The 19,033-nt window shown below is 71.7% G+C and carries 13 protein-coding genes; 5 read left to right on the plus strand and 8 right to left on the minus strand.

What is annotated here, in order from left to right; all coding sequences use genetic code 11:
- Positions 1–45: 45 nt before the first annotated feature.
- The 4 genes from RM779_RS06410 to RM779_RS06425 all read right to left on the minus strand — a co-directional run bounded on the left by RM779_RS06410 (position 46) and on the right by RM779_RS06425 (position 6,592).
- A complete protein-coding gene (locus RM779_RS06410) occupies positions 46–858 on the minus strand; it encodes a DeoR/GlpR family DNA-binding transcription regulator (protein WP_311616671.1) in 813 nt (270 codons plus the stop codon).
- Positions 859–938: 80 nt separating this feature from the next.
- Positions 939–2,327 (minus strand): serine/threonine-protein kinase, encoded by a 1,389-nt coding sequence (locus RM779_RS06415; protein ID WP_394813234.1) that lies wholly within the window; start codon positions 2,325–2,327, stop codon positions 939–941.
- 375 nt (positions 2,328–2,702) lie between these two features.
- Positions 2,703–5,963 (minus strand): S8 family peptidase, encoded by a 3,261-nt coding sequence (locus RM779_RS06420; protein WP_311616673.1) that lies wholly within the window; start codon positions 5,961–5,963, stop codon positions 2,703–2,705.
- A 254-nt stretch (positions 5,964–6,217) separates the two neighbouring features.
- Complete coding sequence (locus RM779_RS06425) at positions 6,218–6,592, minus strand: DedA family protein (protein ID WP_311616674.1); 375 nt, start codon at positions 6,590–6,592, stop codon at positions 6,218–6,220.
- 481 nt (positions 6,593–7,073) lie between these two features.
- Between RM779_RS06425 and RM779_RS06430 the strand changes: the two genes are divergently transcribed.
- A complete protein-coding gene (locus RM779_RS06430; RefSeq protein WP_394813235.1) occupies positions 7,074–8,858 on the plus strand; it encodes an ABC transporter ATP-binding protein in 1,785 nt (594 codons plus the stop codon).
- A 353-nt stretch (positions 8,859–9,211) separates the two neighbouring features.
- Here RM779_RS06430 and RM779_RS06435 read toward each other — a convergent pair whose 3' ends face one another.
- Positions 9,212–10,255, minus strand: a complete 1,044-nt coding sequence (locus RM779_RS06435) for a LacI family DNA-binding transcriptional regulator (RefSeq protein ID WP_311616676.1) — start codon at positions 10,253–10,255, stop codon at positions 9,212–9,214.
- A 219-nt stretch (positions 10,256–10,474) separates the two neighbouring features.
- Between RM779_RS06435 and RM779_RS06440 the strand changes: the two genes are divergently transcribed.
- From RM779_RS06440 to RM779_RS06455, 4 genes are all read left to right on the plus strand, one after another.
- Positions 10,475–11,782, plus strand: a complete 1,308-nt coding sequence (locus RM779_RS06440; RefSeq protein WP_311616677.1) for an extracellular solute-binding protein — start codon at positions 10,475–10,477, stop codon at positions 11,780–11,782.
- A 20-nt stretch (positions 11,783–11,802) separates the two neighbouring features.
- Positions 11,803–12,732: a carbohydrate ABC transporter permease gene (locus RM779_RS06445; protein ID WP_394813236.1), complete on the plus strand. Its 930-nt coding sequence runs from the start codon at positions 11,803–11,805 to the stop codon at positions 12,730–12,732.
- Positions 12,733–12,734: 2 nt separating this feature from the next.
- Positions 12,735–13,655, plus strand: a complete 921-nt coding sequence (locus tag RM779_RS06450) for a carbohydrate ABC transporter permease (RefSeq protein WP_394813237.1) — start codon at positions 12,735–12,737, stop codon at positions 13,653–13,655.
- Between the two features lie 67 nt (positions 13,656–13,722).
- Positions 13,723–15,546: a glycoside hydrolase family 2 protein gene (locus RM779_RS06455; protein ID WP_311616678.1), complete on the plus strand. Its 1,824-nt coding sequence runs from the start codon at positions 13,723–13,725 to the stop codon at positions 15,544–15,546.
- Between the two features lie 49 nt (positions 15,547–15,595).
- Here RM779_RS06455 and RM779_RS06460 read toward each other — a convergent pair whose 3' ends face one another.
- The 3 genes from RM779_RS06460 to RM779_RS06470 all read right to left on the minus strand — a co-directional run bounded on the left by RM779_RS06460 (position 15,596) and on the right by RM779_RS06470 (position 19,012).
- Positions 15,596–16,825, minus strand: coding sequence for an MFS transporter (locus tag RM779_RS06460; RefSeq protein ID WP_311616679.1), 1,230 nt, complete (start codon positions 16,823–16,825; stop codon positions 15,596–15,598).
- Between the two features lie 67 nt (positions 16,826–16,892).
- On the minus strand, positions 16,893–17,687 hold the full coding sequence (locus tag RM779_RS06465) for a phospholipid scramblase-related protein (RefSeq protein ID WP_311616680.1): 795 nt from the start codon (positions 17,685–17,687) through the stop codon (positions 16,893–16,895).
- On the minus strand, positions 17,684–19,012 hold the full coding sequence (locus tag RM779_RS06470; RefSeq protein WP_311616681.1) for a toll/interleukin-1 receptor domain-containing protein: 1,329 nt from the start codon (positions 19,010–19,012) through the stop codon (positions 17,684–17,686). Before RM779_RS06470 ends, RM779_RS06465 begins: the two co-directional genes overlap by 4 nt.
- Positions 19,013–19,033: the final 21 nt, after the last annotated feature.

A 19,033-nucleotide genomic window follows, 5' to 3' on the forward strand; every position in this document is an offset into this window, starting at 1 on the left:
ACAGGGGGCGCGTTCCGCAGGTGAACTTCACATGACATCGCGGCGTCAGACGCCGTCGACCACGTCGACCACGTCGATCCGGGCGCCCCGCGCGCGCAGTTCGAGCACCGTCCTGGACGGCGTCCCCCCGTCGACGACCACCCGGTCGAGCTCCGCTATCCCCACCAGCCGGTGCGGCGCCCTGCGGTCGAACTTGGTGTGGTCGATCATCGCGACGGTGCGCGCCGCCGAGGCGACCAGCGCCCGCCGCGTGATCGTCGTATTCAGCGACTGGAGGTAACAGACCCCGTCCGCGACCGCCGTGGTCGACAGGAACAGCACGTCGGGGCTCAGCGCGGCCGCCGCATCCGCGGTCGCGCGGCCGAGGAACGAGTCGTACGCCGCGTCGTACCGGCCGCCGAGACCCACCAGTTCGATACCGGGCTGCGCCGCGAGCGCCCGCACCACCGGGAGGAAGTGCGTGACCACCGTCAGCGGCGCGCGCTCCGGCAGCAGCCGCGCCAGCATCAGCGACGTCGTGCTGTCGTCCAGCGCGACGATCCGGCCCGGCTCGACCTCGCTCGCCAGCACCTCCCGCGCGATCGCCTGCTTCGCCTCGACCTGGGCCTGCATCCGGTGTTCGAGGTCGCCGTGGAACGTCGTGGTGGGCGCGCTGGTCGCACCCCCGCGCACCTTGTGCAGGAACCCCCGCCGCTCCAGCTCGTCCAGATCGCGGTGCACGGTCATGATGCTCACGCCGTAGTGCCGGGCCAGCGCGTCCACCCGGACGAAACCCGCCTCGGCCACCTGCCGGCGCATCGCCACGCGGCGCAACTCCGGGTTGCGCCGGGCACCGTCGGCGGCAGTGGGATCGCTCACAGCATCCCAGGATCGCACGGGCCCGGCGGTGAACTCCGCCTGCCTGCCCGCGGTCGAACGGCGGAGGAACGGGCGCCCGTTCAGCCTGCGTCCAGCTCCAGCCGCTCCACGACCTCCGCGTACAGCTCCTCGCCGTACGTCTTGGTGGGACCGTCCTCGCCCGGCATGAAGACCTGGACGCGCCACATCAGCCTCTCGTCCTCCAGGCCGTAGAACAGGGCCATCCGCTGCTTGCGCGGCAGCGGCCCGTCGAAATCGGACTCCTGCGTCACCACGGTCATTTCCGCGGCCTCGCCGCCCTGGAACTCCGTTTCCGAGTGGTCGCCGTCCACCTCGTCGTAACTGGAGTTCTCCTGGATGTCCCCCAGTTGCGCACCGGCGGCCTGGAGGGCGCCGCGCTCCTCCTCGCGCCGCAGCCATACCTCGATGAGGTAAATGCCGTCGGGCGAGGTGAAGATGACGTGGTCCTCCGTGTCCTCGCCGATGCTGCGCGTATAGCCTTCCGGAACGGCGATGTTCATGCGGAAAGCGGACTCCTCCCGCGTTTCCCAGACGGTCTCCTCGCCGTCGTCCCCCGAGGGACGCAGCACCACCAGGAGCGTTGCCGCGAGCACTACCGCGAGCCCGCCGGCGACGAGCGCCACCAGCATCTTCCGGCCGACGTGCCACGGGCCGGTGGCGGCGGGCATGACGGCCGTGCGGGTGGGCGGCAGCGGCGGCGGGGTGACGACGGCACGGAGGACGCTGCGGATCTCGGGGGCGTCGGGGCGGGCGGCCGGAGTCTTGTCGAGCAGCCGCACGATCAGCTCGCCCAGCGGGCCCGCGGCCCGCACCGGGCGCTGCGGCTCCGCGGACATCACCGCCTGGAACGTGGCGGCGGTGTTGTTCCGCCGGAACGGCGACACCCCCTCGACCGCGACATACAGCAGCACCCCGAGCGCCCACAGGTCGGACTTCGGCCCTGGGCGCTGGCCCAGCGCCTGCTCCGGGGCCATGAACTCGGGGGAGCCGATCAGCGAACCGGTGTCGGTCAGCCCCTGCTCACCCTCCATCCGCGCGATGCCGAAGTCCGTCAGCACCACCCGGCCGTCCTTGCTGAGCAGCACGTTCGCCGGCTTCACGTCCCGGTGCGTCACGCCCGCGTCGTGCGCGGCCGTCAGGCCGTCGAGCACCGCGAGCCCGATGCGGGCCGCCTCCCGCACGTCGACCGTCCCGGTCTCCAGCACGTCCGCGAGGGACTCGCCGCGCACCAGCTCCATCACCAGCCACGGCTGGTTCTCCACGACGACCACGTCGTGGAGGGTGATGACCGAGGCGTGACTGATGCGGGCCGCGGCCCGTGCCTCACGCTGCATCCGCTCGTGCAGCGTCGCGCGTTGCCGCTCGGGGACGGTGTCCGGGATGCGCGGCTCCTTCACCGCGACCTCCCGGTCCATCAACTCGTCGTGCGCGCGCCAAACCGTACCCATGCCACCGTGACCGAGCCGATTCATCAACCGGTAGCGCCCACCCAGCAACCGGCCATCGTCGGCCGTGCGCCCACCACTCCGGTCCATCGGCTGCGTCGGCGCCGGCAGGGAGTAACTGGTGGTGTCGTCGGCATGAATCCCGTCACTTGGCATAGGCCCATCCTTATGGACCGGCCGAGTGCGCGACCAGTCGGGGGCCGGTTCGGATACACAGTCGTGACGGGCCCGCGGCACTCGGCGCATACGGCCGGTGCGCTGCGGGCACGGCTTTTCCACGGCCGTCCCGATCGCCTGGTCCGGTCGCCTGTTCCCCCGTGTGAACGAGGTGCTTCGCGGGCGCGGGCAGCCGTGAGGAGCCCGCGCCGCGAAGCGCGCTCACACGGTCCGGTAGGCGTCGATGAGGGTCAGCTCGGTCGTGCCGCCGGAACGATCGGCCACCTCGGCGCGGAACGACACAGAACCACCCGCCGCGGGGTTGGCCACGGATATGCCGCCGTCGGTGACGGGCATCTCCTGCCACGTACCGCCGCCGTCGTAGGACACCTCGACGGTGAGCGACGCGAGCCCGTCCCCGGCCGCCGCGCCCTCGACGGACACCGGCACCCGCATCTCCTGCCCGGCCGGCGCGGAACTGTCCGGCGCCAGCGCCGGTGCGAAGCGTACCAGCGAGACCGGGAGCACCTGCTCCTCCCCGTCCGGCACGGAGGCGGAGGTGAAGCCGAACGTCGCGGAGATCCGCGTGCTCACCCCGGCATCGGGCCGCTCGGCCGTCGTGGTCAGCTCGTAACGGCCCGCCGCGGACGGCACGTCGAAGCCGGCCCAGCCGCGGATGAAGTCGTTACTCGTGTGGATCACCTCGCCGTCGTAGGAGAGCGTGGCGGTGCCGTGGCCGCCGGACAGGTAGGCCTGATGTCCCGCGCCGTCCGTCACGGTGGTGAGGCCGACGTCGAGCCGGTCGCCGACGCGCCGAATCCCGCCACCGGGCGGCACGACCGGCGCGAAGACCCCGACCCCCAGCACGTCCGTGTAGGTCTCGCCCGCCGTGACCTCCCGTGCGTACACGCTCAGCGAGCCCGCTTCGCCCGGCCCGGACAGGGTCAGGGTGTAGGACCAGGTGCCACCGGTCAGGTACAGCGTCGTGTCGGCGGGCAGGTCGCGGCTGGGCCCCAATGCGCCGCGGCGGCTGCCCGACACCTCCAGCTGCCCCGTGGCGCCCTCGGTCGGCGCGCCCTGCACGAGCCGCAGCTCGGCGAGGTCCTCGTGGGTGAAGTGCTGCTCGTGGCCGGTGAACTGGGAGCCGGCCCGCTCGACCACCGCGTGGTACTCGGCGTCCTCGCCACCGGTCCACGACGCCTGGAAACTGGCGATCAGCTCGTCCTCCGGCAGCGCGGGCCCGATGTGCTGGGTGAGCATCAAGGTGTCGGGGCCGTGGTCCTCCCAGCCCAGGTTCGTCCCAAAGGACGGCAGGGCGATGTTGGCGAAGGTGTAGAACCGCTCGGCATCGGGGTCGGGGACCGTGAGGTCGATCGGCTCGGCCGCGCGGGCGTCGAGGGGGACCGCGGTGTCCTCGGCGAGCCCGGGCAGCGACACGGTCTGCCGGTTGCTGTAACCGTCCCCGCCCATGGTGGAGATCAGCAGGTAGTCGTGGTCGGCGGGCAGCCGGAGGCGCCAGGTGCCGTCGGCCGGATCGCCGGGGACCTCCAGGATTTCGCCCGTGGTGAGGTCGTACACGTTCAGCCACCAGCTCTCCGGCACCCCGCCGTCGAGCCCGATGCCTTCGAGCGTCACCTCGTGGAACTCCCGGAGCAGGTCGACGCCGCCGGCGACGCTCACGCTCTGGCCGCCACCGGTCGCGGTCACGTACATGCTGTAGCCGCCGATGGGGGCGGTCTCGTCCAGAGCCGTGTGGGCCGTGGCCTCGACCGCGGCGGTGCCGCCCGCGGGAACGGTCACCGTATCGGCGCCCAGGCGGAACATGTCCGCGGGCGCGGGCGAACCGTCCGGCCCGACGGCCTCGACGGACAGGTCGAGGGTGACATCCTCGGTACCGAGATTGCGGTAGGTCAGCTCCCTGGTGACCGGCTCGTTGTCCGCGTGCGGCCACTCCTGCTCGCCGAAACCGACGGAGACCGGCTCGGCCACGACCGTCTGCCCGACGGCGCGTGAGACGTCGGTGCGCCCCGCCCCCTGCTGGAACGCGCCGTAGCCCGCGACGGGATCGGCAGACGCCACCAGCGCCGCCTTCAGCCGGTCGCCCGACCAGTCCGGATGCTGCTGCGCCAGCAGCGCCGCGGCCCCCGCCACATGCGGCGCCGCCATCGAGGTGCCCGACAGATTCATGTAGCCCTCGGCGACCGGCTCCTGCCCGTCCGCGAGGTAGCTGCCCTCGGCCGCCGCCGCGGCGATGTCGACGCCGGGGGCGGTCAGATCGGGCTTCACGGCCGAGTCCCCCAGGCGCGGGCCGATGGAGGAGGAGCTGGCCAGCGCGTCGTCCTCGTCGACCGAGCCGACGGTGAGCGCCGCGTCGGCGGTCCCGGGCGAACCGAGCGTGCCCGGCCGGGGCCCGTCGTTCCCCGCGGAGATGACGAACAGGACGCCGGTGTCCGCGGACAGGCGGTTCACGGCCTCCTCCAGGAGGTCGACTCCCGGTGTGTCCTCGCTGCCCAGGCTCATGTTGACGATGTCGGCGCCCTGCTCGACCGCCCACTCCATCCCGGCGATGATGCCCGAGTCGGCGCCGCTGCCGAAGTCGTCGAGCACCTTCCCGTTGAGCAGCGTGGCCCCGGGGGCCACGCCCGTGTAGTCGCCGGTGGTGCCGGCCGTGATGGACGCCACGTGCGTGCCGTGGCCGTAACGGTCCTCGGTGCCGGGGGAGTCGGAGAAGTTGGCCGCGGCGGCGACCTTGCCGCCGTCCAGGTCCGGGTGCGTGACGTCGATCCCGGTGTCCAGGACCGCGACCGTCACGCCCGTGCCGTCGAGGCCGGCCTCCCAGGCCGCGGGCACGCCGATCTGGGGCACGCTGCGGTCCAGGCTCGCCGTCCTGACCCCGTCAAGCGCGATGCGGGCGACACCGGAGGACAGCGTGCGCGGGCCGGTGAGCGCCTCCCAGGCGGTGGCTGTCTCGTCCGGCGCGACCGTCCACGCCTCGGCGTCGATGCTGTCCAGCTCGGCGCGCACCTCGGGCCCGCCGTCCGCGAACAGCCGGGCCGGCCGGTCGCCCGTGTACCGGACGATGACCGGCAGGCCCTCGTCCGCCAGCCGGCCGTACTCGGGCCTGCTCAGCTCCGCGACGTCGAACAGCCGCTGGTCGACGAGCCCTTCGCCGATGAGCCGGCGGGCGTCCGCGGGGATCACGAACGTGCCCTCGGGCCCCTCGGCCACCGAGATCGGTATGTCCTCGCGGCCGGGGCCCGGCCGGACACCGGTCACGCCGCCCGCGGCGTCGAGCCGCACCCGGTCGCCGGTGAGCAGCGTGATCTCGCGCGCCGCCCCGCCCGGCGCGGCCTCGGTCTCCTCGGCGCCCGCCCCCGGGGCGAGCAGCAGGCCGCCCGCCACGGCCAGGGTGACGGCGGTCGCGGCGGCGGATCTCCTGCGTCTCCTGCGCACCCGCTGCGCTCTCGGGTCACTGTGGTGCATGGGCACTGTGCTCCTTCACGTGTCCGAAGTCCTGCACGAACGGACACTAGAAGGCCATTCCTGCTTTGTGTGCGCGGGCAAACAAGTCGTGGTTCCGTTGCCCGGTATCCGGCCAACTCCTCCGGCCGCCCACGGCCGTGCGATCCCGAGCCTCCGCAGCTCGCGCCGCCCTCGGCACGTTGCCGGGGCGGCACGGCGAGCGGCGGATCTGGCGTGAAACCGACGTTGCTTTGCGCCCGTTTCCCGGATCGCGTTCAGGCGGTCGGCGCACCTTCCTCCGCGTGCGGAGCGGCTTGTGCGGACTTCGCGGACCCGGTCGGCTCTACCGCCTCGGCGGCGGCCTCCGCCTCGGCAGGGGCACCGGAACCGGCCGCCGTGGCGCGGCGGCGGGCCCGGACCCGGATGGCCACGAAGCGGCCGATCAGCACGAGCGCGAGCACCAGGCCCAGGGCGGTGAACACGTTGGCGTACTGCTCGACCGTCTGCCAGTTGTCCCCCGCCTGGTATCCGGCGAACAGCAGGGTCGCGTTCCACACCAGGCTGCCGAGCGCGGTGTAGCCGACGAACAGTGGCATCGGCATGCGCTCGATTCCGGCCGGCAGCGAGACGAACGTTCTGACGATGGGCACCAGCCGGCGAAGTAATAGTGCGCGACCGCGCCGAGCACCGAGCCCAGCATGGTCCAGAAGACGAGGGCGACGTAGTTCGGCCCGTCGTAGCGCGAGGTGAAGCCGCCGAGCAGCAGGACGATTTCGCTCGGCACCACCGGGGCCAGGCCCTCAGGGGCCGTGACGATGCCGGCGCCCGGGGCGCCGAGGGCGTCCATCAGGTCGGTCGCCCACCGCGTGCCCCAGCTGTCGGGCGCCTCGGCCGCGGGCGCGGCCAGCACGAAGGATCTGACGCTCATCACACTTCCCAGTCGGTGGGCGGGCCGGGGCAACCGGAGAATCCCCGCCCCGAAGAGGCACGACGTCCCCTGAAGCGGGGCCAAGAGATCTGACGCGTCGGCAGGTTGCCGTGGCGCCTTTGAGCGGTGGTCCGGTGGGGGAGAAGCAGCAGGGGCCGGCAGTCGTCGGACTTGCCGGACACGCCCAATCCGTACTGTGTGTCATGAGAAAGGTTTCTGCCGTGGCGTCGTCGGAAGGTCCGCTGGACCACCGCTACCGGGGCGAACATCCCGTCCGAACCCTCGCCTACCTCTTCCGCGCGGACCGCTGGCGGCTCGCCGCCGCGTTCGGTGTCTTCACGGTGAAGCACAGCCCCGTCTGGCTGCTGCCGCTGGTCACCGCCGCCATCGTCGACACGGTGGTGCTGCACCTGCCGCTCACGCGGCTGTGGAGCAGTGCGGGGCTCATCATGATCATCCTGGCCGCCAACACCCCGCTGCACCTGCTGTGGGTACGCCTGATGTACGGCAGCGTCCGCCGCACCGGCACCGCGCTGCGCTCGGCGCTGTGCACGCGCATGCAGCAGCTGTCCATCGGTTACCACTCGCGGGTCAGCGCCGGCGTGCTCCAGACCAAAGTGGTGCGCGATGTGGAGACCGTCGAGCAAATGGTGCAGCAGACCTCGGAAACGGGGCTCGGCGCGCTCACGGTGCTCGTCGGCGGCCTGATCATCATCGGGGTGCGGACGCCGCAGTTCCTGCCCGTCTTCCTGCTCGTGGTGCCGGTCGCCTCGCTGCTGGTGTTCCGGCTGCGCAGCCGGCTCCGGGCGCACAACGAGCACTTCAGACAGGAGGTGGAGCACCTCTCCTCGCGGGTGAGCGAAATGACGCGGCTGATCTCCATCACCCGCGCCCACGGCCTGGAGCGCGACGCCCTGCGCAAGATGGACGGCACGCTGCGCCGCGTGCTGCACTCCGGGCAGCGACTCGACCTCCTCAACGGCCGCTTCGCGTCCCTGGCCTGGGTCTTCCTGAACGCGCTCGGCATCGGTTTCCTCACCGTGGCCGCGCTGATCGCCTACTACGAGGTGTGGCCGATCACGGCGGGCGACGTCGTGATGCTCAGCGCGTTCCTGACGACGCTGACCAACTCCACGACGACGCTGATGGGCCTCACCCCGGTCATCACCAAGGGCCTCGAATCCGTGCGGTCCATCGGCGAGGTGCTCCAGGCGCCGGAGCTGGAGCACAACGCGGGCAAGGCCGAGGTCGCGGAGGTCGCGGGCGCCGTGGAGTTCCGCGAGGTCGGCCACGCCTACGAGGGCGCGAAGGCCCCGGCCGTACGGGACTTCACCCTCTCCGTGCGGCCCGGCGAGACGGTCGCCCTGGTCGGCGCGTCCGGCGCGGGCAAGTCGACCGTGCTCAACCTCGTGATCGGCTTCATCCGCCCCACCACCGGCCGCCTGCTGCTCGACGGCACCGACATGACCACCCTGGACCTGCGCACCTACCGGCACTTCGTGTCGGTCGTGCCGCAGGAGTCGATCCTCTTCGAGGGCACCGTCCGCGAGAACGTCGCCTACGGCATGGAAGCCGCGGACGAGGAGACCGTGCGGCAGGCGCTGCGCGACGCCAACGCGCTGGAGTTCGTCGAACGCCTCCCGCACGGACTCGACACGGTCGTCGGGGACAACGGCGCGCGCCTGTCCGGCGGGCAGCGGCAGCGGCTCGCCATCGCGCGGGCCCTGATACGCAACCCCCGCGTCCTCATCCTCGACGAGGCCACCTCCGCGCTCGACACCCGTTCCGAGGCGCTGGTGCAGCAGGCGCTCAACCGGCTCGTCGACGGCCGCACCACCTTCGTCGTCGCCCACCGGCTGTCCACCATCCGCAACGCCGACCGCATCGTGGTCATGCAGGACGGGCAGATCCAGGAGATCGGCTCGCACGAGGAGCTGCTGCGCCGCGGCGGCGCGTACACCACCCTCCAGAGCGCTCAACTCACCTGAGTCCGCACGACCGTTGCCCCCGATGGCGTGGGCGACGGCCGGCGGCGGCGCCGCCAGGTCACGGCGAGGTCACGAATCGCGCACGGGGGGCGCTCCCGGCGGCCGGCGGGGACATCATCGCATTCCACCCCCACGAAACCGTCCGTATCCGCCGGAGGGGGACGACTTGACGATCAGCCCGGAGCGGCCACGCGCCGCGCCCCGATGGAAGCCCGCCGCACCGCCGCGCCCCAGGCGCACGACGCGGCTGAGAGCAACATGGACGCGCGCGGCGTTCGGCCTGGTGCGCCTGCTCGCCGGCCGGACGGCGGGCCGGGGCGGCTGACCGGCCGCACCGTTCGCCGGTGCAACGATCAGGCCCTTCCCCGCCCCGCCGTGCTCTCGCGGACGGCCAGCGTGTACGGGACGACCCGCTCCTCCGGGGGCGGCCCGGGGGCGTCCCGCGTGCGGTCGGCGGCCTCGGCGATGCGCAGGAGCAGCAGCTCCACGGCGACCCGTGCCACCGCCTTCTTGTCGGGTGCGACGGTGGTCAGCGTGGGCACGCTGAACCGGCCGCCCTCCACATCGTCGAACCCGACGACCGCGATGTCCTCCGGCACCCGCAGGCCGCGTTCGTGCAGGGCCCTGATCGCGCCGAGCGCCATCTGGTCGTTCAGGCACAGCAGCGCGTCCGGGCGCGGTCCGGTGTCGAGGGCCCGAACGACGGCGGCGGCGCCGTGCGGTATACGGAACTGCCGCACCGGCATCACGGCCGTCGGGTCGTAGGGCAGCCCCGCCGCGTGGAGGGCCCTGCGGTAGCCGAGCGTTCTGGCCTCCGCGGTGCCGGGCGGCGGGCGGTCCCTGCCGCCGATGACGACGATGCGGCGGCGCCCGAGCGCGATGAGGTGCTCGGTGGCCTCCTGGGCGGCGCGGACGTTGTCGATCGCGACGTGGTCGGCGCAGCCCGGCTCGATGGCCTCGCCGAGCAGCACGGCCGGCAGCGTGCGTCCGCGGCCGCGCAGGTCGTCGGTGGTGAGGGCGAGCGGGCTGAGGATCACGCCGTCGGCGAAGTCGGAGTCGAAGCCGCGCAGCGCGGACAGCTCGTGCTGCCGGTCGGCCCTGGTCTGGTGCAGCAGAACGGTCAGCCCGTTGCGTTCGGCCTCGCTGATGATCCCGTTGGCCAGGTCGGCGAAGTAGGGAAAGTCCAGCTCGGGCAGGACCAGCGCGATGATGCCGGTCCGCCCGCGCCGCAGGTGGCGGCCGGCGAGATTGACGCGGTAGCCCAGCTCCTCTATCGCTTTGCGTACCGCGATCCGGGTCCGCTCGGAGACGTGCTCGTAGTCGTTGATCACGTTGGAGACGGTCTTCTCCGAGACACCCGCGCGCTGCGCCACGTCCTTGATCCTGGGCCTGGCCACCCACCCACCTCCTGAGCCGGTTCACGATCGTACGCGCCCCGGATCGTTCGGCCGACCGAAGAACACAAAGCGTTGCGCTAGTACCACAGAAAGGCATAAGCCACAAAGTCTTTACAGCGGGTGTACATCGATGTAAAGAATGGCCGGAAAACCGCGGCGTCGGGGTTGGAAAGGTGCGAGATGAGTTTTGACCACTCAGGGCATGGCGGCCATCCACGGATGGGACGGCGGGGCTTCCTGCGTTTCGGGCTCGCGGGAGCGGGCGCCGCCCTGGCACCGGGACTGCTGTCCGCCTGCGCCTCGCCCGCGGCATCCGGCGGGGCGAACTCCCTGCGCGTCTGGGATCTGTTCTCCGGCGCCGACGGGGTGCTGATGGAGGAGATGATCGCCGAGGTCACGCGGGGACCCGACGCCTTCGAGATCGACCGCACCATCCTGGAGTGGGGCTCCGCGTACTACACCAAGCTGGCCATGGCCGCGGCCGGCGGGCGGGCCCCCGAGGTGGCCGTGCTGCACCTGTCGCGGCTGGCGGGCTACGCGCCCGGCGGCCTCCTCGAACCCTTCGACATGGAACTGCTGGCCGAATTCGGCGTGCGCGAAGGCGACTTCGCGCCGGCGATCTGGCAGCGGGCCCAGTGGGACGGCGAGGTGTACGCGATTCCGCTGGACACCCACCCCTTCGTCTACTTCTACGACCTCGACGTCGCGGAACGCGCGGGGCTGCTCGACTCCGACGGCGCCCTGGTCGAGATGGGCTCCCCCGAGGCGATGCTGGCGGCGAGCGCCGCGTTCGCCGAGGCCCAGGGCGGCATAGGCGTGCTGTTCGGCCACGTGACCGACCCGGCGCAGAACTGGCGGTTGTTCAACGGGCTCTACGCCCAGACCGGCAACACGTTCTCGCTGCCCGACGGCGGCGAGCCCGAGGTGGACATCGACGCGGCGACGGAGGTCGTCTCGTTCATGCAAAGCCTGTTCGACGGCAGCACCAATCCCAACAACCTCGACTACGACGGGGCGGTGGCCGCGTTCACCGACGGGCGCGGCGCCTCGATCATGGTGGGGGAGTGGGAGATGCCGGGACTGCGTGAATCGGGACGGCCCCTGGGCGCGGCGCCGTTCCCCAACGTCTTCGGGAAGCCCGCCGTGAACGCCGATTCGCACAGCTACGTGCTGCCCCGGCAGGAGAACCCCGACCCCGAACGGCGCCGTCAGGCTCACCGCTACGTGGCGGAGATGCTCAAGCGCAGCCTCGCCTGGGCCAGCGCCGGGCACATACCGGCCTACCAGCCGGTGGTCGACGACCCGGCGTACGCCGAACTCGACCCGCAGTCCTCCTATGCCGAGGCGGGCGAGATCGCGGTCCTCGACCCGCCCACCTGGTTCACCGGCTCGGGGTCCAATTTCCAGATCCGCATGTCGTCGGTCATGCAGAGTGCGTTGCTCGGCGACACCTCGGCCGCATCGGCGGCGCAGCAGATGATCGACGAGAGCGCCACGCTTCTCGACCAGCCCAACCCGGTCGTGTGACGAGGACTAGGAGCCGCAACGTGAGCACCACAGCTTCGAAAGTCCCCGTGACCGAGGAGACCGGCGGGAGCACCGTGCCCGCCGCACCCGTCCGGCGTCGCCGCACCGGCCTGTTCTTCGTCCTCCCGTTCGCGGTGGTCTTCGCCCTCTTCATGGTCTGGCCGATCGTCCAGGGCATCTGGATGAGCTTCACCGACCAGTCGCTGTCCCTGAAGGACACCGAGTTCGTCGGCTTCGACAACTACGCCGAGGCGTTCGGTGACCCGGACGTCTGGAGTTCGCTGGGCAACACCGTCTTCTTCACGGTCATATCGGTGGTGCCGCTGGTGCTCCTGGCGCTGTGCATGGCGCTGCTGGTGCACACCGGGCTGGCCGGCCAGTGGGTGTGGCGGCTGGCGTTCTTCGCGCCCTATCTGCTGCCGGTGAGCGTCGTCACCATGATCTGGCAGTGGCTCTACCAGCCGGATCTCGGCATGTTCAACCAGGCGCTCGACAAGGTCGGCATCGCCCCGGTCGGCTGGCTTTCGGACGAGGCGTTCGCCATGTGGTCGATGGCCGCGCTGACCGTCTGGTGGACGATCGGCTTCAACTTCCTGCTCTACCTCGCCGCTCTCCAGTCCGTGCCCGACACCCTCTACGAGGCCGCCGCCCTGGACGGCGCCGGCGCCTGGCGGCGGCTGTTCTCGATCACGCTCCCGCAGCTGAGCCGTACCACGGTGCTCGTGGTGATGCTGCAGGTCCTGGCGTCGCTGAAGGTCTTCGACCAGATCTACATCATGACCAAGGGCGGTCCGAACGGCTCGACCCGGCCGATCCTCGAGTACATCTACGACGTCGGTTTCACCGGCTACCGGCTGGGCTACGCCTCGGCCATCTCCTACCTGTTCTTCGCGATCATCGTCATCGTCTCGATCGCCCAGCTGCGGTTCATGCCGCGCAAGGAGGGCTGACCGTGTCCGCCCCAACGACCACGCGTCCCCGTTCCCTGCCCCCGGCCGGGCCCCGCCGCCGACGCCCGCCGGAGGCGGTGGGCGCGCCGCTGCTGCTCGGTCACGGCCGGCTGCCCCGCGTGCTGGCGGGCGGAGCCCTCGGGATCTTCGCGCTGCTGTGGGTGCTGCCCTTCGTCTGGACTCTGATCACCTCCTTCCAGAGAGAACGGGACATCTCCTCGCCGGGGTTCAACCCGATCAAGGGCGCACTGACCCTGGACGCGTACCGCCAGGTCTTCGACCGGGGCACGCTGCCGATCTGGGCGTTCAACAGCATTCTGACCGCGGGCCTGATCACGCTGATCACGATCGTGCTGTCCACCCTGGCCGCCTACGGCTTCTCGCGCGGTACGTTCCGCGGGCGGCGGGCGCTGCTGGCCGTCACGGTCGCCTCGATCATGGTGCCGCCGCAGCTGCTGATGGTGCCCCTGTTCCAGGAGATGCTCGCGTTCAACCTGGTGGACACCTACTGGGCGATCATCCTGCCGCAGGTCGTGGCGCCGATGATGGTGTTCATCCTCAAGCGGTTCTTCGACGCGATACCGCGCGAGCTGGAGGAGGCCGCCCGCATCGACGGCGCCTCCGACCTGCGGGTCTTCTGGTCGATCGTCCTGCCGCTGTCGCGGCCGATCGTTTCCGCCGTCTCGGTGTTCGTCTTCATCGGGGCGTGGAACAACTTCATGTGGCCGTTCATCATCACCAGCGATACCGACCTGATGACGCTGCCGGTCGGCCTGGCGACCGTCGAGGACGCCTACGGCGTCGCCTACGCCCAGTCGATGGCCGCCGCCGTGCTGGCCGCGGCACCGCTGATCATCGTCTTCCTCTTCTTCCAGCGGCGCATCGTGAAGTCCGTGGCCACCACGGGCCTCGGCGGTTCCTGACCGCGGCGCGCCGCCGCCCGCACGGTACGGAACCCCGTACCGACCGTTCCCTCCCACAGGAGTTCTTGTGTCCTCCCCCTCCGCCGTACCGCGGCCCGAGTACCCCAGGCCGCAGTTCGTTCGCGGCGACTGGCTGAACCTCAACGGCACCTGGCAGTTCGAGTTCGACCGCGGTGACAGCGGTATCGAACGCGGCCTGCTCGATCGTGACCTCAAGGGCGAGATCACCGTTCCCTTCTGTCCGGAGTCCGAGCTGTCCGGCATCGGCGAGACCGACTTCCTGGAAGCCGTCTGGTACCGGCGCACCCTCCTCGCACCCGCGGCCTGGGCGGGCAAGCGGATACTGCTGCACTTCCAGGCCGTCGACTACGACACCACCGTGTGGGTCGACGGCACCGAGGTGGCGCGTCACCGCGGCGGCTTCACCCCCTTCACCGCCGACCTCGGCGGTGTGGCCGTGCCCGGCCGGGAGTTCACGGTCACCGTCCGGGCCCGCGATCCCAGGTCCGGGCCGCAGGCCCGCGGCAAGCAGGCGGTCAGGTACGCCAACCACGACTGCAACTACACCCGTACCACCGGCATCTGGCAGACGGTGTGGCTGGAGGCGGTGCCCGAGGTGCACCTGCGGCGCCCCCGTGTCACTCCCGACCTGGCGGGCTCGGCCTTCCACCTGGAGCTGCCGCTTTCGGGCAACCGCCCCGGGTACCGGGTGCGTGCGGTCCTGAGCGACGCCGGGGGCGAGGTGGCGCGCGCCGAGGCGCGGGCCGACCTCGACCTGGCGCCCCGGCTGTACCTGTCGGTCCCGGAGGACCGCCGCCGCACCTGGAGCCCCGAGGACCCGCACCTGTACGACGTGCGCCTCGAACTCCTCGACGCGGCGGGTGACGTGGTCGACGCGGCCGACAGCTACGCCGGACTGCGGGCGGTCGGAATCCGCGGCAAGGCGATCACGCTCAACGGCAAGACGGTCTTCCAGCGGCTCGTCCTCGATCAGGGCTGGTACCCCGACGGGCTGATGACCGCGCCCAGCGACGAGGCGCTGGTCCGGGACATCGAGCTGGCGATGGCGGCCGGATTCAACGGGGCCAGGCTGCACCAGAAGGTCTTCGAGGAGCGCTTCCTGTACCACGCCGACCGGCTCGGCTACCTGGTGTGGGGCGAGTTCGGGGACTGGGGCTGCGAGGTCGGCGGCACCTCCGGCGACAACCAGCAGCCGGACGCCTCCTACGTCGGCCAGTGGCTTGAGGCCGTCGAACGCGACTACTCGCACCCCTCGATCGTCGGCTGGTGCCCGCTGAACGAGACGTACCAGAAGCTGCACGACCGGATCACCCAGCTCGACTCGGTGACCCGCGCCATGTATCTGGCGACCAAGGCGATGGACACCACGCGCCCGGTGGTCGACGCGTCCGGGTACTCCCACCGGGTCGCCGAGACCGACGTGTACGACTCGCACACCTACGAGCAGGACCCGGCCGCCTTCGCCAAGCAGGTCTCCGGGCTCGACCGCGACGAGCCGTACGTCAACGCCTATGCCGACGGCCGCGCCTGGTCGGTGCCCTACCGCGGACAGCCGTACTTCGTCAGCGAGTTCGGCGGCATCTGGTGGCATCCGGAGACGGCGGCCGAGGCGCGCGGCGACGACCGCCAGGAGTCCTGGGGATACGGCGACCGGCCGCGCGACGAGGAGGAGTTCCAGGTCCGCTTCGCCGGTCTGACCGGCGTGCTGCTGGACGACCAGGACATGTTCGGCTACTGCTACACGCAGCTGACGGACGTGTTCCAGGAGCAGAACGGCATCTACCGCTTCGACCGCACCACGAAGCTGGACGTGGCGCGGGTGCGGGCGGCGCAGCTGCGCCCCGCCGCGATCGAGCGGCGCGAGGACTGACGCCCCGGGTGGCCGGGCCGGCCCGCCGGCCCGGCCACCGCCGGGCGGTTCAGTCCGCCGTGCCGGCACCGGCGCCGGCACCCGTGCCGATGTCGGTGCCGCGGGCGCGGGCGTCGAGGATGCGGGACGTGAGGAGGACGACGAGGGCGGCCAGCGGCACGATCACCAGGCCCAGCCGGATCGACTCCGCGTCGGCGATCAGCCCGACCAGGGGCGGCGAGAGCAGGAAGCCGATCCGCAGCAGGAACGCGGTCACGGTGATGCCCGCGCCCGGCCAGAGACCGGGAATCTCGTCGGCGGCGTGGTACGCGGCGGGGATCAGGGTGGCGATGCCGAGCCCGGCCAGCCCGAAGCCCGCGATGGTGCTCGGCACCGACGGCCACAGCAGCGCGGCGCCCATGCCGACGAGGACGAGCACCGCGCCGAGCCGGGCGGTGCTGCGTTCGCCCAGCCGCTGCACGACGCGGTCGCCCAGCAGCCTGCCGATGGTCTGCATGCCCTGGAGCGAGGCGAAGGCGAGACCGCCGACGAAGGCGTTGGCCATCAGCTCGTTGCGCAGGTAGACCGAGCCCCACGAGGCGCCCGAGTCCTCGATGACGGCCGCCGCCGCGGCGAGCAGGCCCAGAACGGCCAGCAGACCGACCACGGGCAGGCCGAGCCCCGGCCGCCGGCCCGCCGGGTCCGCCGCGTTCTGTTCCCGTTCGGCGTCCTCCGCGCCCGGCAGCAGGTAGCGGGAGGAGACGAAGGCGGCGGCCACCGTCAGGGCGCCCACCGCCGTCAGGTGCCCGGCCAGCGGGAGACCGGCCTGTGCCGCCCCGGCGCCCGCGATGGCGCCGAGCACCGCGCCGACGCTCCACAGTCCGTGGAACGCGTTCAGGATCGACCGGCCGTAGAGCCGCTGGACGCGCAGGCCGTGCGCGTTCATCGCCACATCCGTGATGCCGTCCAGGCTGCCCGCGATGAACAGCGCGGCGCACAGCAGCGCGAAGCCGGGGGCGGTGCCGACGAAGACGATGTTGACGCCCATCAGGGCCAGCGAGATCACGGCCGTCCAGGCGGAGCCGAACCGTTTGATCAGCGGGCTGGCGAGCAGCCCCACCACGAGGGCGCCGAGCGGCATCGCCGCGATCGCGGTGCCCAGGGCGGTGTTGGACAGTCCGAGGTCCGCCTTGATCTCCGGGTAGCGCGGGACCACGTTGGCGAAGACGAAGCCGTTGGTGAAGAAAAGCGCGGCGACGGCGACGCGCGCCCGGACGGCTCGGCCGACTGCGGTGGCCATAGATCTTTTCCCGCCTGCGGTCGGACATAGGTGCGGTCGAAGATCATACAAGCCGCCGGGAACTGGGTCAGCCGAACCCCCGGGAATCCTGCTTCAGCGCGGTGTCCACCGTCAGGGCGGTCGCCACCACCAGGCTCAGCAGCGGGTCCGCCAACTGCCGGTGGATCTGCACCACATAGTTGTCCGCCGTGGTGAACATCGTTTTGGCGAGTCCCTCCCAGGTCTTGGTGATCCGTGCCACCTCGGTCTCCGTGTGGTCGACGATGGCGAAATTCCACGCGCGCCAGTTCTCGGCCCGGACGGCGCCGACCTGCCGCCCCTCCGCCATGATCGCGAAGTTGATCTTGCCGATCGCGTTCTGCTGCACGATCTCGCCGACCGCACTGCCGTCCGCGCGCGTCACGATCACCCGCGACTTCACAAACTTCGCCGGCCGCGTCAGCACCAGATGCGGCTGTCCCTGCGCGTCCCTGATCTCCAGCCGGTGCGTCATGAACTGGTCCAGGCTGGACAGGAACCGCGCCGCCTTCTTCAGCGTGCTCTGGCCGACCTGCACCACCGCGCCTATCGTCTGCCCGTTCTGGTCGAAGACCGCGTACTCGTTCGTCAGCTCGATGATCTTGGTCTTCTGGCTCACCACGAGCACCGGCTCGGTGAACGGGGTGCCGCCGCCACCACCCGCGGCAGGTCCCGTCGGTCCCGCCGGGCCCGCCGGTCCCGGAGCCGCGGGCGGGCCCTCCTGCACGGTCCGCTCCCGGTGCGTCTGCTCGGTCCACCGGGCGCCGTCCCACCAGCGCAGCAGGTTCGGCGCACCGTACGGATCGGCGTACCACCCCGCCGCGGGCTTCGTTTGTCCTGTCATGTCCCGAAGGCTACTCCGCCGCCGCGCCCCGGCTCCCGGCCGCGCCCCGGCTCCCGGCCGCGCCCCGCCGACGGGGCGGGCGGCACCGGCGTGAAGTCGCGGTGGGTGAGCACCATGTCCAGCTCCTGCTCGGGCGGCAGGCTCGCCAGCAGCATCCAGGGCCCGGCCCTGCCGTCCGGCGCCCCGCCGGACGTGAAGAGGAACAGCAGCTGCGGGAACGCGGCCGTCAGGCGCCGGACCAGCTCCTGGTCCGGCTCCGCGTTCAGCACGATCGTCACCGGCCCGCACTCCTCCTCCTGCCGGGCCAGGATGCGCCGCAGATCCTCCGCGCCGCACGGCATGCCGTAGCACAGCTCCCGCACCAGGAAGGCGTGGATCTCCTCGACCAGGCCGTCCACGAACCCGCCCCCCGGCCGCGGCACCGGCTTGTGCAGCGGCCACGGCCGCGGATGCTCACTGGCCCGCCGCACGTACATGTCGGCCGTGGCCGGCCAGCGGGCCCGCAGCAGCGCCGTCCGCCCGCCCCCCGCGCCGCGCAGGCCGTTCAGCTGTTCGGCCGCGAGACCCGGTACCCGCGCGAACGGCACGACCACGTCGACCACTTCCTGCCGGTGCTCCTCCTGCTTCAGCAGGTGCAGGAACCGGCCGAGCGCCTTGCGCATCGCGCAGTGCGCGCCAAGCGCGGCCACCGGCCGTTCGCTCAGCAGCCCCGCCGACACCACGTAGCCCATGTGCGCGGGCGCCTGCGGCAACACCGTCACGCCCAGCAGCTCCGCGACGTCCGTGAGCACGACGGGGGACAGGGCGCCGACGCGGTCCGCGATCAGCTCCGTCACCCGCGGGTACGGCAGTGACCCGTGCCGCTGCGCCAGCCGCGCCAGCGTCTCCCGCAGCCGGTGCGGCGGGGCCTTCGGATCGTCCTCGGTGCCCCAGTCGGCCATGTCGAACCTGCCCAGGTCCACCTTCTCCAGCTTCGACCCGCGCAGCTGACGGCGGCGTACCCCGGGCAGGGCGACCGGCATCACGGGGAACGCGCCGTCCGTCACCTCCCACAGGTACGCGGCGACGATCGCCTCCTCCAGCACCCAGTGCGAGCTGAGCGCGTGCGGCGAGATCAGGACGACGGCGCCCTGGCAGCTGCCGAGTTCCCGCATCAGCACCCCGTGCCAGGCATCGCCCGCGGCCAGCACGTCCCGGTCGGAGACGGGCGTGCAGCCCGCCTCCTCCACCAGCCGCAGCGCGGCCTCCAGGTACCCGGAGCAGCCGCAGGACGCGTCGGCGCACGCGCGGGAACTGTGGCTGACGAAGATGCGCGGGCGGGCCATGTCGGGCGGCTCCCTGGAGGT

Source organism: Streptomyces johnsoniae (assembly GCF_031845565.1).
GTDB lineage: Bacteria > Actinomycetota > Actinomycetes > Streptomycetales > Streptomycetaceae > Streptomyces > Streptomyces johnsoniae.